This window comes from Bordetella tumulicola (assembly GCF_054779135.1).
The window spans coordinates 595,426-611,582 of record NZ_BAAGYU010000010.1; the positions used below are offsets into that span (position 1 = coordinate 595,426).

Here is a 16,157-nt window from a genome sequence, read left to right on the forward strand (position 1 = left end):
GCTCTTTTTATACAAATAATCAGCACAAAGGAGACACTATGAAAATGAACCAACTGATATGTGCCATTGCGGCCATTGCAATGATGGGTTTAACAGGCGGTGCCCATGCGGATGCAGGCTATCCCAACAAGCCCATCACTCTGATCATCGGTTTTGCGCCGGGAGGCCCCACGGATGCGATCGGACGGGTTCTGTTTAAGACCGTGTCACAGAAGCTGAACGTCCCGATTATTATTGAAAACAAGCCTGGCGCTGGAGGGAACATCGGCACGCAGGAGTTGATACGTGCCAAGCCTGATGGGTACACCTTGCTGTACGGCACTTCGTCCATCACGACAGCACCGCCTTTGTTTGGGCGGGATGATTTGAATCCAACCAAAGCATTTACGACTGCAAGTTGCTCAGTCGGTGTGCCGCTGATTCTTTTAACAAACAAGGCCATGGATATAAAGTCCGCGCCTCAGTTCTACGACGAGGTCAAGGCGAATCCGGGGAAGTATTTTCAGGGATCATCAGGGAATGGATCGATCGACCACTTGGTATCTATGGATATTGCAAATCGTTTGGGGTTGGATTTCCCGCATGTTCCCTATAAAGGAAATGGTCCGGCACTGACAGATCTCGTCAGCGGCAACGTGAGCTTCATGTATTCCGGATCGTTTAATAGTGCAATGCCATTTATTCAGAATGGCCAGGCGACAGCTTTGGCGGTGACCTCGGAAAAGCGATCGGTCGGTTTGCCTGATGTTCCTAGCCTAAGCGAGGTTGTGCCCGAGCTTAAAGGTTTTGATGCGGGCACATGGCAAGTATTGATCGCGCCAAAGGGCACGGATCCCGCGATTCTGGAGAAGCTTGATCGCGCGTTGCAGGAGTCGCTCAAAGATCCTGAGGTTCAGAAAAGCCTGCGATTTCAGGGGGCAGAACTCATGAACAAAGATCCCAAGTCTTGCCAGGATTATGTGGCATCCGAGTATTCCCGCTGGAGCGAAACGATAAAGCGGCTGGGATTGAAAGCAGGGGGCTAGTGGCGTCGGCTGGGGATGCCCCGCCTAGTTAGGCGGGGCAGGTCGCCGAACTACTCGGCTTTGCGCAGCGCCAGTCCTGCAAACAGCAGCGACCACCCCTGGAACAGCAAATCAAAGCCTAGCAGCAAGCCCAAGATGGTCAGGCTATTGGCGGGCCAGCCTGCGGCGATCAAGATCCCAATGGCAAAAGTCAGCACGCCTGAGAGAGCCAGCCAGCGCCAGCCCTGTTGACTGCGATGATTGAACCAGACCCACAATCGGAAAGCGCCAGCGGCGATAAGCGTCGCACCGAGCAAGAGCGTCAGCATCGCCGCGCCAGCAACGGGATTCGTCACAGCCACGACACCCGCCGCACCGTACAGTAATCCGCTTAGCGACCAAATAACAAAACCGCTCCAGTGCTTGACCCGCCATGCCTGGATGAGTTGACCCACGGCGCCAATCAACATCAGCGTACCGATGAAGATCACACTGACCAACGTCGCCGCGAACACATGGACCAGTGCGACGACGCCGAGGACGACAAGAGCGATACCGATCGCTACGAACCAACCCCAATGTGCCCGCAGCGCGTTGAGCGTCTTGGTGAGTGGCTCACTGGGGCGTTGGAAATCGGGATTGGGATCAGCCATGTTCGTCTACCTTCAAAGATGAGGAGAGTGCCAGGCCATTCTACTTCTACTGCCCTGTTTTCTGGAAAGATCAATTTGCATGCCATATCTCCCGTTGAAATCGGCGTCGCGGTCTAAACGCGGCACCGATTTCAAAACCAAGCGGCGCAATTAGCCGAAGCGAAAGGCAGAAATCTGGGTTTCAAGCGCCTTGCCGGAAAAAATCTTCTTGCCTGCGTCTTGGCCTGCGGCACCGGCTGCGACCATCAGGGGGATCAGGTGCTCCTCGTGACCAGCAGGGTGGCACTGGTAGGCGTGGGGACCATGCGCCCAATGGCTCAGGGCCTCGTACCGTTGTTGCGCATCGGTTTCGACAGCGTGGGTCAACCAAGCATCGAAGCTTTCTGAGGGGGCGGTAAAACGCGGATCGCCAAAGCCGCGCATGTTGTGAAAACTCATGCCGCTGCCGACGATCAGGATGTCTTCGCCACGCAGCGGGGCCAAGGCTTGACCGACCGCCAGATGCGTCTGCGCATCTAGGTCGCGGCGTAGCGACAACTGGATAACGGGGATATCTGCCTCGGGGAACATCAACTTCAGCGGAATAAACATCCCGTGGTCAAAGCCACGCTCGCCATCCAGGTTGCTCGACAGCCCGGCTTGCGACAGCAGGCCGCTTACGCGCTCGGCTAGCGCAGGCTCGCCGGGTGCCGGATATTGCAGTTCATAAGTATGCTGGGGGAAACCGTAATAGTCGTAGATCAGCGGCGGCTGCGCACCAAAGGTCACACGAAAGCCTTCTTGCGTGAGCCAATGCCCGGAAACCATCACGATGGCCTTGGGCTTTGCGGGCAGCGTGGCGGCTACGCCTTTTAGAAAATCGGCCATGGTGTCCCACGTGCCGGGTGGATTCCAATCCATAAAGAAACAGGGGCCAGCGCCATGAGGGATGAACAGCACCGGCATGGTCGATGTGGCAGGGGATGATGTACTCATGGGGGTGATCCTTTGGTCGGTGGACCTGTGAAATATCATGCTTGTTATCGTAGCTTTCTTCTCATTAGTAGAGAATATGGCAAGATGCATGAACAGTTCCAACTGTGAGTGGGAAATAATATGCTCGATCGTGTGACAGGTATGCGGGTTTTTATCCAGGCAACCGCGCTCGGTAGCCTCTCCGCGGCTGGGCGGGCGTTGGAGATGTCGCCCGCCATGGCTACCAAGCATATTGATGCGCTCGAGAGTCGGCTTGGCGTCAAGCTCCTGCACCGAAGCACCCGGCGTCTGATGCTGACGGATGCGGGTGTCGACTATCTGTCCGCTTCCCAGCGCATCATCCAAGAGCTCGATGAAGCAGATGCCGATGTCATGGCGCAGCGTGTCGAGGCGGTGGGGCGCTTGCGGATCAACGCACCTCTTTCCTTTGGCGTGCGCTTTATTGCCCCGCTGCTGCCGGCTTTTAGCCAGCGATATCCCCGGGTTACCGTCGAGCTGGGCCTCAGCGATGCCCAGCAGGACCTGATGCAAGACGGGTGGGATCTGGTCATCCGTATCGGTCAGTTGGCCGACAGCTCCCTCAAGGCGCGCAGACTAGGGGACTGTCCGATGCGAGTATGCGCATCACCCGAGTATCTCGCGCGGCACGGCACGCCGAAGCGTGTCTCCGAGCTTTCAGGGCACAACTGTCTGAGCTACACGCTGTCACCGCATCAAGGCCAGGGTAATTGGGTTTTTGGCAGCGCGCGCGATGTGTTGATCCCCGTGAAAGGGGATCTCGTCGCCAATAATGGCGATGCGCTACTGACCGCCGCACTGGCCGGGCAGGGCGTGATTTATCAACCAGATTTTATCGTTGGGGACGCGGTGGCGCAGGGCTCGCTGATTGCGCTGGAACTAGATCATCCAATGTTGGATCTGGGGGGCATACATATCCTGTTCAGGCCAGACCGGCGCCCACCCGCCAAGGTGCGGGCGATGATTGATTATTTGGCGGGGGAGTTTGCGTCGTCTGGGAAGTAGCGTTATTGCCTTTCAATACGTCGTCTACTAAACCGGCACAACATAGTCACGCCAATTCACTCCCGCTTCCTGTCCAATGCGCTCCAGGTCGCTGAGTGTGTCGACAGGAAGTACCAGACCGGCGTTTCGGTGGTGCTGATCGGCCTCGGCTTCGAGTTCACCTGGGTAATAGACTTTCTTGTGGCCAGGCGCGACGGGCACGCTCTTGAGCGAGGCGATGTAGTCTTCCATACGTGCGTGAAATTCGCTCAGCGGTTGGAATCTGGCGATATCCAGTGCCATGATGAAATGGCCGGCAAGACTGCGATTGACGGGGTCGTACGGGCCATGGACTTGGTCCTGAAAGCCACTGCCCGACAGCACGCCGGACATCACGTCCACCATCACACCGATCGCATAACCTTTGTGACCGGCCATGGGCAGGATGAAACCCTTGAGCGCTTCTTTGGGATCAGTCGTGGGGTTGCCCTGCGCGTCCACCGCCCAGTGTGGCGGGATGGGTTCGTGACGATTGTCAGCGAGATAGATTTTGCCGCGTGCGACGCCGGAATTGGCGATGTCCATAACCATCGGCGCATGGCGGCCCGCGGGTACGGCGATGGACCAGGGGTTGGTGCCTATCTTCTTTTGCAGTCCACCCCAGGGGGCCATGTTCGGCCCGCCATTGCTCATCATCAGCATGGCACAGCCCGCTTGTGCGCCCATGCGCGTGAAGTACATGCAGGTGCCGAAATGATTGGAGTTGCGCACCGACACGATGCCCACGCCATGCAGGCGTGCACGCCGCACGGCCTCCTCAGTGGCTTGCTGTGCGATCACAGGGCCGACGCCGTCGTTGCCGTCCAGTACGGCGATCGCACCCGCATCCGTCGCCGTCTGTAGTTGTGTGTGACCCCGCATCGCGCCCGATTGCAGGCGAGCGTAGTACCAACCCAGTCGAAGTAGGCCATGTGATTGATGGCCCCACAAATCGGCCTGGAGCAGCGCGTCTGCGGCCAGGTCGGCATCGGCTGGTGATACGCCGGCCTGTTGATAAACCGCGGCGGCAAAGCGCTTCAGGGGTTCCGCCGCCAACGGCGTACGGGCGAGTTCGATGAGGGATGGCATGGGCATGGCGTGCTTCAGTTGTCGAGATGGATGTTGCGTTCCGTGACGAACTTCTTCCAGTGGGCCAGTTCTGAATGAAAGAGCGCATCGAATTTCTCGCGCGACATGCCGCCAGGCTCCAGGCCTTCGTCGGCAAAGCGGGCGCGTATGGCCGGGTCTTTTAGTACTTGAGCGATGGTCTGGTGCAGCTTGTCGATGATGGGGGCGGGTGTGCCGGCAGGAACGAAGGCGCCGAACCAGACATTCATTTCGAAACCCGGATAAGTCTCTGCCACGGTGGGTACCGAGGGCAGCACCGGCAATCGTTGCGCGCTGGCCACGGCGATGGGCTTGAGCTTGCCACTCTTGATGAATTTGATAAAGCCCGGTACGGTCCCAAACGACATCATGATCGTGCCGCCGACCAGATCGTTAAGCGAGTTGGCCGTGCCTTTGTAATGGATCATCATCAACTCGGTGTCGCTGGCCTGACTGACCATTTCGGCAGCCAAGTGTGACATTTGACCTGCTCCAGGTGTACCGACCGACACGGTATTGGGATGTTTCCTGGCGTAATCGGCCAACTGCGCCATGGTATCGAAGGGCGCGGAGGGATGCGCGGCTAACAGCGTGGGAGCGCTGGCCAGATCGATCACCGGTACCAGATCGCGTTCGGTATCGAACGGGAGTTTCTTGTATAGGGCTGGATTGCTGGTGAGGGCACTGTTGTTCATCAGAATGGTGTAGCCGTCGGGGTCGGCTTTGGCGACCAGATCGCCGCCGATGATGCCCGACGCACCAGGGCGGTTTTCCACTACCACGCTCTGACCCAAAATTGGCCCCATCTTTTCCGCGACCAGTCGGGCGACCACATCAGAGCCACCACCGGGCGCGAATGGCGCTACCATGCGGATGGGGCGGTTGGGATAGTCGGCGGCCCCGGCGGATTGGCCGATGCCGAATACCAAAAGTGCGGCCAGGGCGCCGCGTAGCAGGGTCTGCATAGTTGTCTCCATATAGTCGTTATGAGCTGCACCGCGACTATAAACATGCGGATCCGGGAAAACAGCAGGTTTCTGATTCCAATACATTAGCAACGCTTAACTGAGATGCAGGCTCTGGACATTGATCAGCTCAGGACATTTGTGGCCGTCGTCGAGCGTGAGTCATTTGCCGCAGCGGCCGCTGAAGTCCTGCGCACGCAATCGGCCGTGACACAACAGATGCGCCGGTTGGAAACCCAGCTGGGCAAGCGCCTGTTCCGGAAGGTGGGGCGCAATAAGCAATTGACGCCGGACGGCGTACGTCTGCTGGACTATGCCCGGCGCCTGTTGGCACTTAACGATGAGGCCTGCGCGGCCATGGCCTCGACGGCGGTCAATGGTGAGTTGCGGCTAGGTGCCCCGCATGATGTGACGGACAGCATCCTGCCGAACTTGTTGGCGCATTTTTCGCGAGCCTTTCCTGGCTTGCGTATCGCCATACACACAGGGCGTAGTCCCCATCTGATGCAGGCATTACGCCAGGGTGAGATCGACATGACGGTAGCAGCCATGGATGCGCCCGAGTTGCGCCAGATCGCGCTGCGCACCTCGCCTATTGTGTGGATGTGCGCTGCGAGGTATCGCCACGATGCTAGCCAACCATTGCCCTTGATTGTGGCGGCTGAATCCAGCCAGTTCCGTCGTATTGCGGTTGACCACTTGGAACGCGCGGGTATTCCGTGGCGGATTACGTATACCTCACCGACCGTTGTCGGGGTGCGTGCCGCGGTCCGCGCGGGCTTGGGAGTCACCGCACGTAGCGTCGAGATGTTGGGTAGCGATCTGCGCGTGATGGGCGAGGCCGAAGCCCTGCCGCGTCTGCCTGACATAAGCTTTCGCTTGTACTTGAGTCCGGTCAGTACTAATAGCGCGGCGCAGCGCGTATTCGATTCCTTGGGTGAGCTGAATTTGTAGGGGCGCTGCGGGGCGCCACCATAGAGTGTTTAATAGACGGCTACTGCCATGATCAATTGGACTATCTGGGTTTAACGCTATGGAAACGACCATCTCGCATTCCGATCAGCTCATCCACATCCGCACCATACTGGGCGTTGTCATGGGGCTTAGCCTGGCGCGTTTACTCTCGGGGCTTGCCCGGTTTGTCCAGCATCCTCACCGTGAACCCATATATCTGGTTCATCTGGGCTGGGTAATTTTTCTTTTCTCGGCAGTTATCCATTTCTGGTGGTTCGAATTTGGGCTTAAGCATATCGCGCAGTGGACGTTCGAGTTCTATCTGTTCTTGATTTGTTATGCGGCGCTGTATTTTTTTATTTGCGCAATTCTGTTTCCAGATCGCATGGAAGAGTACAACGGCTTTGAGGATTATTTTCACGCACGGAAAAAATGGTTCTACGGTCTGCTGGGCGGGCTGTTCGCCGTTGATATTATCGACACGCTTTTGAAAGGCGTGGCTCATTTTCAAGAGCTTGGCTTGGAATATCTCATTCGTCAAAGCGTTATGACGATGTGTTGTCTCATTGCGATGTTTGTAAAGAATCGACGCTTTCACCAAGTATTCGTGATCGCTGCACTGATTGGGCAGTTCTACTGGGTTCTGCGTTATTACCAGTTTCTTTCCTGAGTCGCTAGGAATGGGAGCTGTTCTGGCAATGGCGCTATCGCCTGAAGTCAGAAAAATCCCAGCGCGATGGTGCGGCGATACTCGGCATATCCATATTGGGTTTAATCATCCCCAATATGGATATCCAGGGAATCGTGCTGCTCGTATAGGCGGAGCAAAGATCGTACTTTAGCCGCCGCCGGCAGACCTGCGTACCAGTCGCCATAGTATCGGCACCAGCGGCCAGAACAGCATGATGAGTGCCAGCGTCGTGATGGTGCCAACCAGGCCGTTGGACCAGAACACGTGCAGGCCGGTGCCCGGGCCGAGCATGGACTGACGGAAGGCGTCTTCCATGCGATCACCCAGGACCAGTGCCAAGATCATGGGGGCCAGGGGATACGACAGTTTCTTCAGAACATAGCCAATCACCCCGAACAGCAGCATGAACCACACGTCGAGCATGGCGTTGTGAACCGAATACGCGCCGATCGCGCAGACCACGATGATGATGGGGGCCACGATGGCGAAGGGGATGCGCAGTATCGCGGCGAACAGTGGGACGGTGCTCAGTACGATGATGAGTCCCACGAAATTACCCAGATACATGCTGGCGATCAGGCCCCAGACGAACTCTTTTTGTTCGACAAACAGCAGAGGGCCCGGCTGCAGGCCCCATATCATCAAGCCGCCCAGCAGCACGGCCGCGGTGGCCGAGCCGGGTATGCCCAGCGCCAGCATGGGAAGCAGGGCGGACGTGCCCGAAGCATGGGCGGCCGTCTCAGGCGCAATCACGCCTTCGATTTCGCCGGTGCCAAATTTGTGGCCGTTGCGTGAAAAACGCTGCGCCAGGCCGTAGCCCATGAACGACGCCGCGGTGGCCCCGCCCGGTGTCACGCCCATCCAGCAGCCTACTACCGTGCTGCGTATGAGCGTCATCCAGTATTTGGGTAGTTCCTTCCAGGTTTGCAGCACGACTTTGAGATTGATGCGGCCGCTTTTTCCTTCGAACTTCAAGCCTTCTTCCATGCTGACCAGGATTTCACCGATGCCGAACAGCCCGATAACGACGACCAGGAAATCGACGCCGCGCAGCAGTTCCGACCAGCCGAACGTCATGCGAAGGCCGCCGCTGACCGTGTCCATGCCGATGGCCGCCAATCCGAAACCCAACATCATGGAAATGATGGTCTTGAATGGCGTCTTCTTGTCCGTGCCGACAAAACTGCAAAATGTCAGCAAAAATACCGCGAAGAATTCAGGAGGACCAAAGCGCAGGGCGAACTTGGACACCAGAGGTGCCAGGAAGGTAATCAGCAGCACGCCCGATAACGCACCGACGAACGAACCCGTGAAGGATGCCGTCAGGGCATTACCCGCGCGGCCCTGCTGAGCCAGGGGGTAGCCATCGAAGGTGGTGGCCACTGATGAGGTCTCGCCCGGGATATTGAAGAGAATCGACGTGATCGCGCCAGCGAACAATGACCCCCAGTAAATGCACGACAGCATGATGATGGCCGAGGTGGGCGGCATCGTGAAGGTCAGCGGCAGCAATATCGCGACCCCGTTGGGGCCTCCCAATCCGGGGAGCACACCGATGATGACGCCCAGCACCAGGCCGATGAACATCATGCCCAGGTTGTACCAGCTCAGGACCGTGGCAAATCCATGGAATAAAGAGTTCAGTTCTTCCACTTGCAGTCTCCTCCTGGTTTCAGTAACCGAACAGGGCTTCGAGCGGCCCTTTCGGTAGAGGCACCATGAACTGAACTTCGAACATCCAGAACAACAGTACGTTTACGCTGACGCTGATCACCACCGTTTTGAGCCAGGAGATTTTGCCCAGCAATCGCATAAAGGCGGCGATGAACAGCGTCGATGCCACGTAAATCCCGAGGAATTGAATCAGCAGCACATACACGGCAGTGGGAAGTAATACCAGCAGTACCAATCGGAACCGCTCCCAACTGACGAAAACTTCCCGATTGGGGTTCTTGCTGAACCTTGCCTTCAGGAACACGGCCACACTAGCGATGCAGATGATGAGCCCAATATGAAAAGGGAAATATCCCGACTCGGGCCCGTCCGACGCCCATGCGACGCCGATGCGATGGTTGTCCACCATCATGACCACGCCTACGAAGAAAAAGACGACGGCGGTAATCGCGTCAACGGCACTGTGCGTCAACCCGCCTTTCGACGGGTTGCCCTGCGTTTGCTGATGATCCATCCTGACTCCTCGGGCTGATTACTTCGCGGCCAGACCGGCTTCTTCCATCAAGGCTTTGTGATTCGCTTCGTCCTTTTCCAGGAATTTCACGAACGCCTCGCCGGTCCGGTAGTCGCCTTTGAGCGCCTGTTTGGCTAAGTAGTCTTTCCATTCCTGCGTTTCGCTGACTTTCTTGATCAGGTCGGCGTAATACGCGGCCTGTTCAGCCGTGGTGTCGGGGGGCAGGAAGAAGGCCCGCAGCATCTGATATTGCACGTCGTAGCCGGCGTCTTTGCAGGTCGGAATGTCGGCCCATGACTGTTCTTTGGTGACCTTGTTTGTGTATGCCATGCGCTCATCCGAGAACACGCACAAGGCATTGACTTGGCCGGCACGCCACTGCGCGATATTCTCGCTGGGATTGTTCACGTTGGAGTTGGTGTGCTTGCCCACCAGCTGGGTGGCAGCTTCGCCGCCACTCTTGTAGGGCACATAGGTGAACTTCACTCCAGCGGCTTTTTCGAGCGCCACGGTGATGATCTGATCCTCGCGTTTTGCACCGGTGCCGCCCATTTTGAACTGACCAGCGGGCGCTGCCTTGACCGCTTTCAAATAGTCTGCGGCCGTCTTGTAGGGCTCTTCGGCATTGGTCCACAGTAGGAACTCGTCCTGGGCGATCATGGCGACCGGGTTCAGATCTCGCCAGTTAAAGGGCAGCTTGACGGCGAGAGGCAGGGTGTAGATGGCAGAAAAGGCCACCATCAGTTTGTGCGGATCCTTTGGCGAGCTCTTGGTATCCATGATGCCTTCGGCTCCGCTGGCGCCACCCTTGTTCAGCACCAGCATGGACTGCTTCATCAGCTTGTGCTTGAGGATGATGCCCTGGATCGTGCGTGCCATTTGATCGGACGCGCCACCTGCGCCAGCGGGTACGATGATCTCGACCGGACGGGTGGGTTCCCATGCCTGCGCGGGCAACGCGGTCAAGCCGGCCAGCGCCGTTAGCGACGCGATTAAATAGGATTTCTTCGACAGTCTGTGAGTCAGGTGCTTCATGAGTGTCTCCTCCGGGTCGTGCTACGGGAGCGTCCGGTATCGGTACGCTTTGTTTTTGAGCCTTCCTGCCTGTCCGGCGAGTCCTGTTCTTATTTCCCAAGCTTGCGGACTTTATGCACTGTGATGCTGCTTGATCTACTTGTCGCCCATCGTATTTCGGGTCTTGTTTGTGTCAGGCTGTCAGGCGGGCTGAGCCCGACTGGTCTGCGCCAGGTAATCCAGCGCGGCCTGCACCCCGCCCTTGTTGTGCGGCACACCGGCGTTGCCTAAACCCATTTCCACGCCGGAAAGGGTGCCGCACAGCGTCAGGTCATTGAAATCGCCCAGATGGCCGATACGGAAAACCTTGTCCGACAGTTTGCCCAGGCCTTGTCCCAGCGACATGTTGAAATGCGTCAGCACGACCTTGCGGAAGGCGTCCGCGCTATGCCCCTCGGGCATCACCACGGCCGTCAAGGCGGGGCTGTACGCTTCGGGCTTGACGCACAGGATCTCCAGCCCCCACGCGCGGACCGCGCGACGGGTGGCTTCGCCATGCCGTTTGTGGCGTGCGAAGACATTGTCCAATCCTTCCGCCTGCAGCATCTCCTGCGCCTCGCGCAAACCGTAGAGCAGGTTGGTTGCGGGGGTGTATGGAAAATATCCGCTCGGATTGATGGCCAGCATCTCCTTCCAGTCCCAGTACGAGCGCGGCAGTGCGGCCGTTTCGGAGGCTTTCAGGGCCTTGGCGCTGACGGCGTTGAACGACAGTCCGGGCGGCAGCATCAATCCTTTCTGAGAGCCGGCCACCGTGACATCGACGCCCCATTCGTCGTGCCGGTAGTCCACCGAGCCCAGGGATGAGATCGTGTCCACCATCAGCAGGGCGGGGTGGCCGGTGGCATCGATCGCCTGGCGCACCGCCGCGACATCGCTGACGGCACCGGTGGCAGTTTCGTTGTGCACCACGCACACCGCCTTGATCTCGTGGCCGCTATCTGCGGCCAGGCGCTTGCCGATCTGTTCGGGATCCGCACCATGGCGCCAATCACCCTCCTGGAACTCTACCTGCAGCTTCAGTCGTTCGGCGAGCTTTTTCCAGAGCGTGGCGAAATGCCCGGTCTCTGCCATCAGGATCTTGTCGCCGGGTGACAGCGTGTTCACCAGCGCGGCCTCCCAGGCGCCGGTGCCCGAGGCGGGGTAGATGATCACGTCGCCCTCGGTCTTGAAGATTTTCTTCATGCCCGCCAGTACGGCCCTTCCGAGCTCTCCAAATTCGGGGCCACGGTGATCGATGGTGACATTGTCGATAGCGCGCAGTACACGATCAGGGACATTGGTGGGACCCGGGATCTGCAGGAAGTGACGGCCGGATGGGTGCGAGTGCAGCGGCATCATGAGGGTGCTCCTGATTATTTGGTATACAAAATACAAATATTAATGAAGAATACGCAGCAAAGGCGCTCTTTCGCAAGCAAAAGTTTTGCCGCGCCACAGCATTTTTATAGGTATAGGATAGGTAAAATAGGCGGAATCCTTTAATCGGTACGGCATGGGGCATGGTTATCGTTGATGATGTGCGACATTCCTATTTTTGTATACAAATGAAAATTGATGCTGTGAACCATCCCCGCCATTCTTCCTCGCCGCAGACGGAGCCGGTCCCCTCGTCAGAGGCGGTCGACAGGCGCACGTTGCCCGCAACCATCGCCGATCGCCTGAGGGAAATGATCATCGAGGGTGAGTTGGCGGCGGATACGCGGCTGAACGAGCGCGCACTGTGTGACCGACTGCAGGTGTCGCGCACACCCTTGCGCGAAGCCTTCCGGCTGTTGGCGGCCGATGGGTTGGTTCGTATTCAGCCCAACCGGGGCGCGCATGTTGTGGCCCTGTCCGAAAAAGACATTCGGGAAAGCTTCGAAGTCATGGGCGCTCTGGAAGCGTTGTCTGGCGAGCTGGCCTGCCAGCGCATCACGGATCAGGAGATCGCCGAGATCAAGGCGCTGACCTACGAGATGCAGGCGTGTCATGCCCGGCAAAATCTTTCGTCGTACTACCATGTCAACCGCGCCATTCACGATCGCATCAATGGCGCGGGCCACAATGACTTGCTGTCGCAGGTGTACAAAAACATCAACCTGCGACTACAGAACTTGCGGTTCCGATCCAATCTCAATCACGACAAATGGGATCGGGCTATGCAAGAGCACCTGGACATGGCTGACGCCCTGGCGTCGCGCGATGGTCCCCGGCTCGCGCAGATTATGCGCGAGCACCTTCGGCGCAAGGGCGAGGCAGTTCTGGAAAATCTGAAGCTCGCGACCGATGGTGCCGAGGCCTCCCAAACCACCGGCGTCCCTGACACTCCAGATGTCGCTGACGCCGCAAGCGAACCCTGATATTGCTCACCGATCTGTTGCAGGAATCCCATGAACGCGCCCTTATCCCCTCAAGCACATGCCGAACTGAATCCGTTGCATCTTGAACTGGCCGCCCGCCTGCGCAATGAAACGCAGGGCGAGGTTCTGTTCAGCCGGGGCGCGCGAGGGCGTTATTCGACCGACGCATCCATCTATCAGATCGAACCCGTCGGCGTGTTGATTCCCAAGAGGGGCGATGATGTCGCGGCAGCGCTGAACCTGTGTCGCGAGATGTCCGTACCCGTGCTGGCGCGCGGCGCTGGCACCTCGCAATGCGGCCAGACCGTGGGTGCCGCCCTCGTCATCGACAACAGCAAATACCTGAATCGCGTCCTCGATTTCGACCTGGCCGCCATGACGGTGACGGTGGAACCCGGCATCGTGCTGGATCACCTGAATGCATGGCTCAAGCCGCACGGAGTCTGGTTTCCGGTGGACGTCAGCACGGCCGCGCAATGCACGATTGGCGGTATGGCGGGTAATAATTCCTGTGGCTCGCGGTCGATCGCCTACGGCAATATGGTTCACAATGTGCTAAGTATCGATGCCTTGCTGTTGGATGGCACCGCCGCGACTTTTGGGGAGGCAGCCCGCATGGGCAATGCGTCGCCCCGCATACGTACCATCATGGATCGGTTGACTGAGATCGCCGCGCGCGAGCGCGACGAAATCGAGCGTATGGTGCCGTCCGTGCTGCGTCGCGTGGGTGGCTATAACCTGGATATCTTTCATCCGCAAAGCCCGCGTCCGTATACCGCCGACGGCAAGATCAATCTGGCGCATATGCTTGTGGGCAGCGAGGGCACGCTGGCCTATACCCGCAGTATCACGCTCAAGCTGTCGCCGTTGCCCGCCGCCAAAGCGCTGGGTGTGGTCAATTTCCCGACCTTCTATCAGGCCATGGATATGACCCGCCACATCGTGGGCTTGGGGCCCTGTGCGGTTGAGTTGGTCGACCGGACGATGATCGATCTGGCTCGCAGCAATCCCGCTTTTCGTCCTGTTATCGATAGCGCGCTGATCGGCGAACCCGCGGCTGTTCTGCTGGTCGAATTTGCCGGCGAGTCCCAGGATGAGCAACTGTCCCACCTGGCGAGGTTGGTCGAGCTGATGGGGGATCTGGGACTGCCCGGCTCAGTTGTGGAAATGCCGGATGCCGCGGCACAGAAAGCGCTTTGGGATGTTCGCAAGTCCGGCTTGAACATCATGATGAGCATGCGCGGAGACGGCAAGCCGGTTTCCTTCATCGAAGACTGCGCCGTGCCGCTAGAGCATCTGGCCGAATACACGAGCCAGTTGACCGATGTGTTTACCCGACACGGCACGAAGGGCACGTGGTATGCCCATGCCTCGGTGGGCACGTTACACGTCAGGCCCATTCTGGACATGCGTCGGGACGGCGCGGCGAAGATGCGCGCCATCGCCGAAGAAGCCGGCGCATTGGTGCGGCGCTACAAGGGCGCTTTTTCCGGCGAGCACGGCGACGGACTGGTGCGTAGCGAATGGGTAGGCTGGCAATTCGGCCCGAGGCTCACGCGCGCGTTCGAAGAAATCAAGGATGCTTTTGATCCGGACAGGCTGATGAATCCGGGCAAGATCGTACGCAGCAGCAAGATGGACGATCGATCCTTGTACCGCTTCAAGCCAGACTATCGCACGATTGCGCTCAAGCCGGCGCTGGACTGGTCCGCCTGGAACGTGAATAGTGACCCCGCCACGGAAACGGTCAGTGCACCGGGTACCGGTGACGACCCGGCCCAGGGGTTGGCCAAGGCGGTGGAAATGTGCAACAACAACGGCCACTGCCGCAAGTTCGATGCTGGCACGATGTGTCCCAGCTACCGCGTTACACACGACGAGCAGCATCTGACGCGCGGTCGCGCCAACACCTTGCGCCTGGCCCTGTCGGGTCAACTGGGCGACGATGCTTTCACGTCTGACGAGATGCGTGCCACCATGGACCTGTGCGTCAGTTGCAAAGGCTGCAAGCGCGACTGCCCTACCGGCGTGGATATGGCACGCATGAAAATCGAGTTCCTGGATCAGTGGCGGCAGAAGCGTGGCCTGGCGCTAAAGGACCGGATCATTGCCACGTTGCCGCGCTGGGCCCCCTGGGGCGCCCGTTTGCCCTTTCTATTTAACCTGCGAGATACCTTGCCAGGCGCCGCCTGGTTGTCGGAGCGCCTGTTGGGGTTCTCGTCAAAGCGGACCTTGCCGAAATGGCGCAGCGACGTCTTTACCGATCAAGCTGTGTCGACCGATGCGGACACGGCTGACGTCGTGCTGTTTGCCGATACCTTTAACAATTATTTCGAATCCGAGAACGCCCGGGCGGCGCTTCAGGTATTGCAGGCGGCGGGCTATCGTGTCCACGTTGCAGTTCCGGCCGCGAATGATGCCGAGCCCAAGCGTCCCTTGTGCTGCGGTCGCACCTATCTGTCGGCCGGCATGGTCGATCAGGCGAAAGTCGAAGCCCGCCGCGTCGTGGATGCCCTGCGGCCGTTCGTCGCGCGGGGGATTCCCATCGTGGGTCTGGAGCCTTCGTGTTTGCTTTCGCTACGCGATGAATTCTTGGTGATGGGCTTGGGCGAAGACGCCCAGGCATTGTCGCGGCACGCTTACCTTTTCGAGGAATTTCTGGCCAACGAATTGAAGGCGGGTCGGCTCGATCTCAAGCTGAACCCGTTGCCAGAGAAGCGCGCCCTATTGCATGGCCACTGCCACCAAAAAGCCTTCGACGCCGTTAAGCCCGTCCAGCAGATCCTGGGGCTGATCCCGGACCTGAAGGTGCAACTGATCGAGTCGAGTTGCTGCGGCATGGCGGGCAGTTTCGGCTACGAGGCGTCGCACTACGAAACCTCCATGAAAATGGCCGAGCTGTCCCTGCTGCCGGCGGTACGCGAGGCCGGCGCCGACACCGTGCTGGTCGCGGACGGCACCAGTTGCCGTCATCAGATTGCCGATGGTACGCAAGCGCAAGGGGGGCTGCGAGCGGAGCATGTGGCCTGTGTGCTTCAACGGGCTCTGCCAAGTAACGCGGAGAGCACCCGCTGATTCGCGACGGGGTCGTAGGGCAAGCTTTGCTCAATCTCGTCATTGAACTTTGCTACAGTATTCGCAAGCAAAATGACGACAAGGAAAAGCT

14 protein-coding genes are annotated in these 16,157 nt (G+C 58.5%); 6 read left to right on the forward strand and 8 right to left on the reverse strand.

Annotated features, from left to right (window positions below; all coding sequences use genetic code 11):
* Positions 1-38: 38 nt before the first annotated feature.
* Complete coding sequence (locus tag ACYVDM_RS20070; RefSeq protein ID WP_415788133.1) at positions 39-1,025, forward strand: Bug family tripartite tricarboxylate transporter substrate binding protein; 987 nt, start codon at positions 39-41, stop codon at positions 1,023-1,025.
* Between the two features lie 50 nt (positions 1,026-1,075).
* On the opposite strand, the gene ACYVDM_RS20075 is transcribed toward ACYVDM_RS20070, so the two are convergent.
* Positions 1,076-1,657, reverse strand: a complete 582-nt coding sequence (locus ACYVDM_RS20075) for an HdeD family acid-resistance protein (RefSeq protein ID WP_415788135.1) — start codon at positions 1,655-1,657, stop codon at positions 1,076-1,078.
* 150 nt (positions 1,658-1,807) lie between these two features.
* Positions 1,808-2,632, reverse strand: a complete 825-nt coding sequence (locus tag ACYVDM_RS20080) for a DODA-type extradiol aromatic ring-opening family dioxygenase (protein WP_415788137.1) — start codon at positions 2,630-2,632, stop codon at positions 1,808-1,810.
* A gap of 120 nt (positions 2,633-2,752) precedes the next feature.
* On the opposite strand from ACYVDM_RS20080, the gene ACYVDM_RS20085 reads away from it, so the two are divergent.
* Positions 2,753-3,655, forward strand: a complete 903-nt coding sequence (locus tag ACYVDM_RS20085; RefSeq protein WP_415788139.1) for a LysR family transcriptional regulator — start codon at positions 2,753-2,755, stop codon at positions 3,653-3,655.
* 27 nt (positions 3,656-3,682) lie between these two features.
* On the opposite strand, the gene ACYVDM_RS20090 is transcribed toward ACYVDM_RS20085, so the two are convergent.
* Positions 3,683-4,768, reverse strand: coding sequence for an Ldh family oxidoreductase (locus tag ACYVDM_RS20090; RefSeq protein WP_415788141.1), 1,086 nt, complete (start codon positions 4,766-4,768; stop codon positions 3,683-3,685).
* 8 nt (positions 4,769-4,776) lie between these two features.
* Positions 4,777-5,745 (reverse strand): Bug family tripartite tricarboxylate transporter substrate binding protein, encoded by a 969-nt coding sequence (locus ACYVDM_RS20095; RefSeq protein ID WP_415788143.1) that lies wholly within the window; start codon positions 5,743-5,745, stop codon positions 4,777-4,779.
* A gap of 105 nt (positions 5,746-5,850) precedes the next feature.
* Between ACYVDM_RS20095 and ACYVDM_RS20100 the strand changes: the two genes are divergently transcribed.
* A complete protein-coding gene (locus tag ACYVDM_RS20100) occupies positions 5,851-6,699 on the forward strand; it encodes a LysR substrate-binding domain-containing protein (RefSeq protein WP_415788145.1) in 849 nt (282 codons plus the stop codon).
* 79 nt (positions 6,700-6,778) lie between these two features.
* Complete coding sequence (locus tag ACYVDM_RS20105) at positions 6,779-7,369, forward strand: hypothetical protein (protein ID WP_415788147.1); 591 nt, start codon at positions 6,779-6,781, stop codon at positions 7,367-7,369.
* 168 nt (positions 7,370-7,537) lie between these two features.
* On the opposite strand, the gene ACYVDM_RS20110 is transcribed toward ACYVDM_RS20105, so the two are convergent.
* The 4 genes from ACYVDM_RS20110 to ACYVDM_RS20125 form a co-directional block, all read right to left on the reverse strand.
* Entirely contained in the window at positions 7,538-9,043 is a 1,506-nt protein-coding gene (locus tag ACYVDM_RS20110; RefSeq protein ID WP_415788149.1) for a tripartite tricarboxylate transporter permease, read from the reverse strand.
* A 19-nt stretch (positions 9,044-9,062) separates the two neighbouring features.
* Complete coding sequence (locus ACYVDM_RS20115; RefSeq protein WP_415788151.1) at positions 9,063-9,578, reverse strand: tripartite tricarboxylate transporter TctB family protein; 516 nt, start codon at positions 9,576-9,578, stop codon at positions 9,063-9,065.
* An 18-nt stretch (positions 9,579-9,596) separates the two neighbouring features.
* The gene (locus tag ACYVDM_RS20120; protein ID WP_415788153.1) at positions 9,597-10,613 is read right to left on the reverse strand and encodes a Bug family tripartite tricarboxylate transporter substrate binding protein; all 1,017 of its coding nucleotides are present in this window, start codon (positions 10,611-10,613) and stop codon (positions 9,597-9,599) included.
* A gap of 180 nt (positions 10,614-10,793) precedes the next feature.
* Positions 10,794-11,990, reverse strand: a complete 1,197-nt coding sequence (locus ACYVDM_RS20125; RefSeq protein ID WP_415788155.1) for a pyridoxal-phosphate-dependent aminotransferase family protein — start codon at positions 11,988-11,990, stop codon at positions 10,794-10,796.
* Between the two features lie 206 nt (positions 11,991-12,196).
* On the opposite strand from ACYVDM_RS20125, the gene ACYVDM_RS20130 reads away from it, so the two are divergent.
* Together ACYVDM_RS20130 and ACYVDM_RS20135 are read left to right on the forward strand one after the other, a co-directional pair.
* Positions 12,197-12,991: a GntR family transcriptional regulator gene (locus ACYVDM_RS20130; RefSeq protein ID WP_415788157.1), complete on the forward strand. Its 795-nt coding sequence runs from the start codon at positions 12,197-12,199 to the stop codon at positions 12,989-12,991.
* A gap of 30 nt (positions 12,992-13,021) precedes the next feature.
* A complete protein-coding gene (locus ACYVDM_RS20135; protein WP_415788159.1) occupies positions 13,022-16,066 on the forward strand; it encodes an FAD-binding and (Fe-S)-binding domain-containing protein in 3,045 nt (1,014 codons plus the stop codon).
* Positions 16,067-16,157 lie beyond the last annotated feature (91 nt).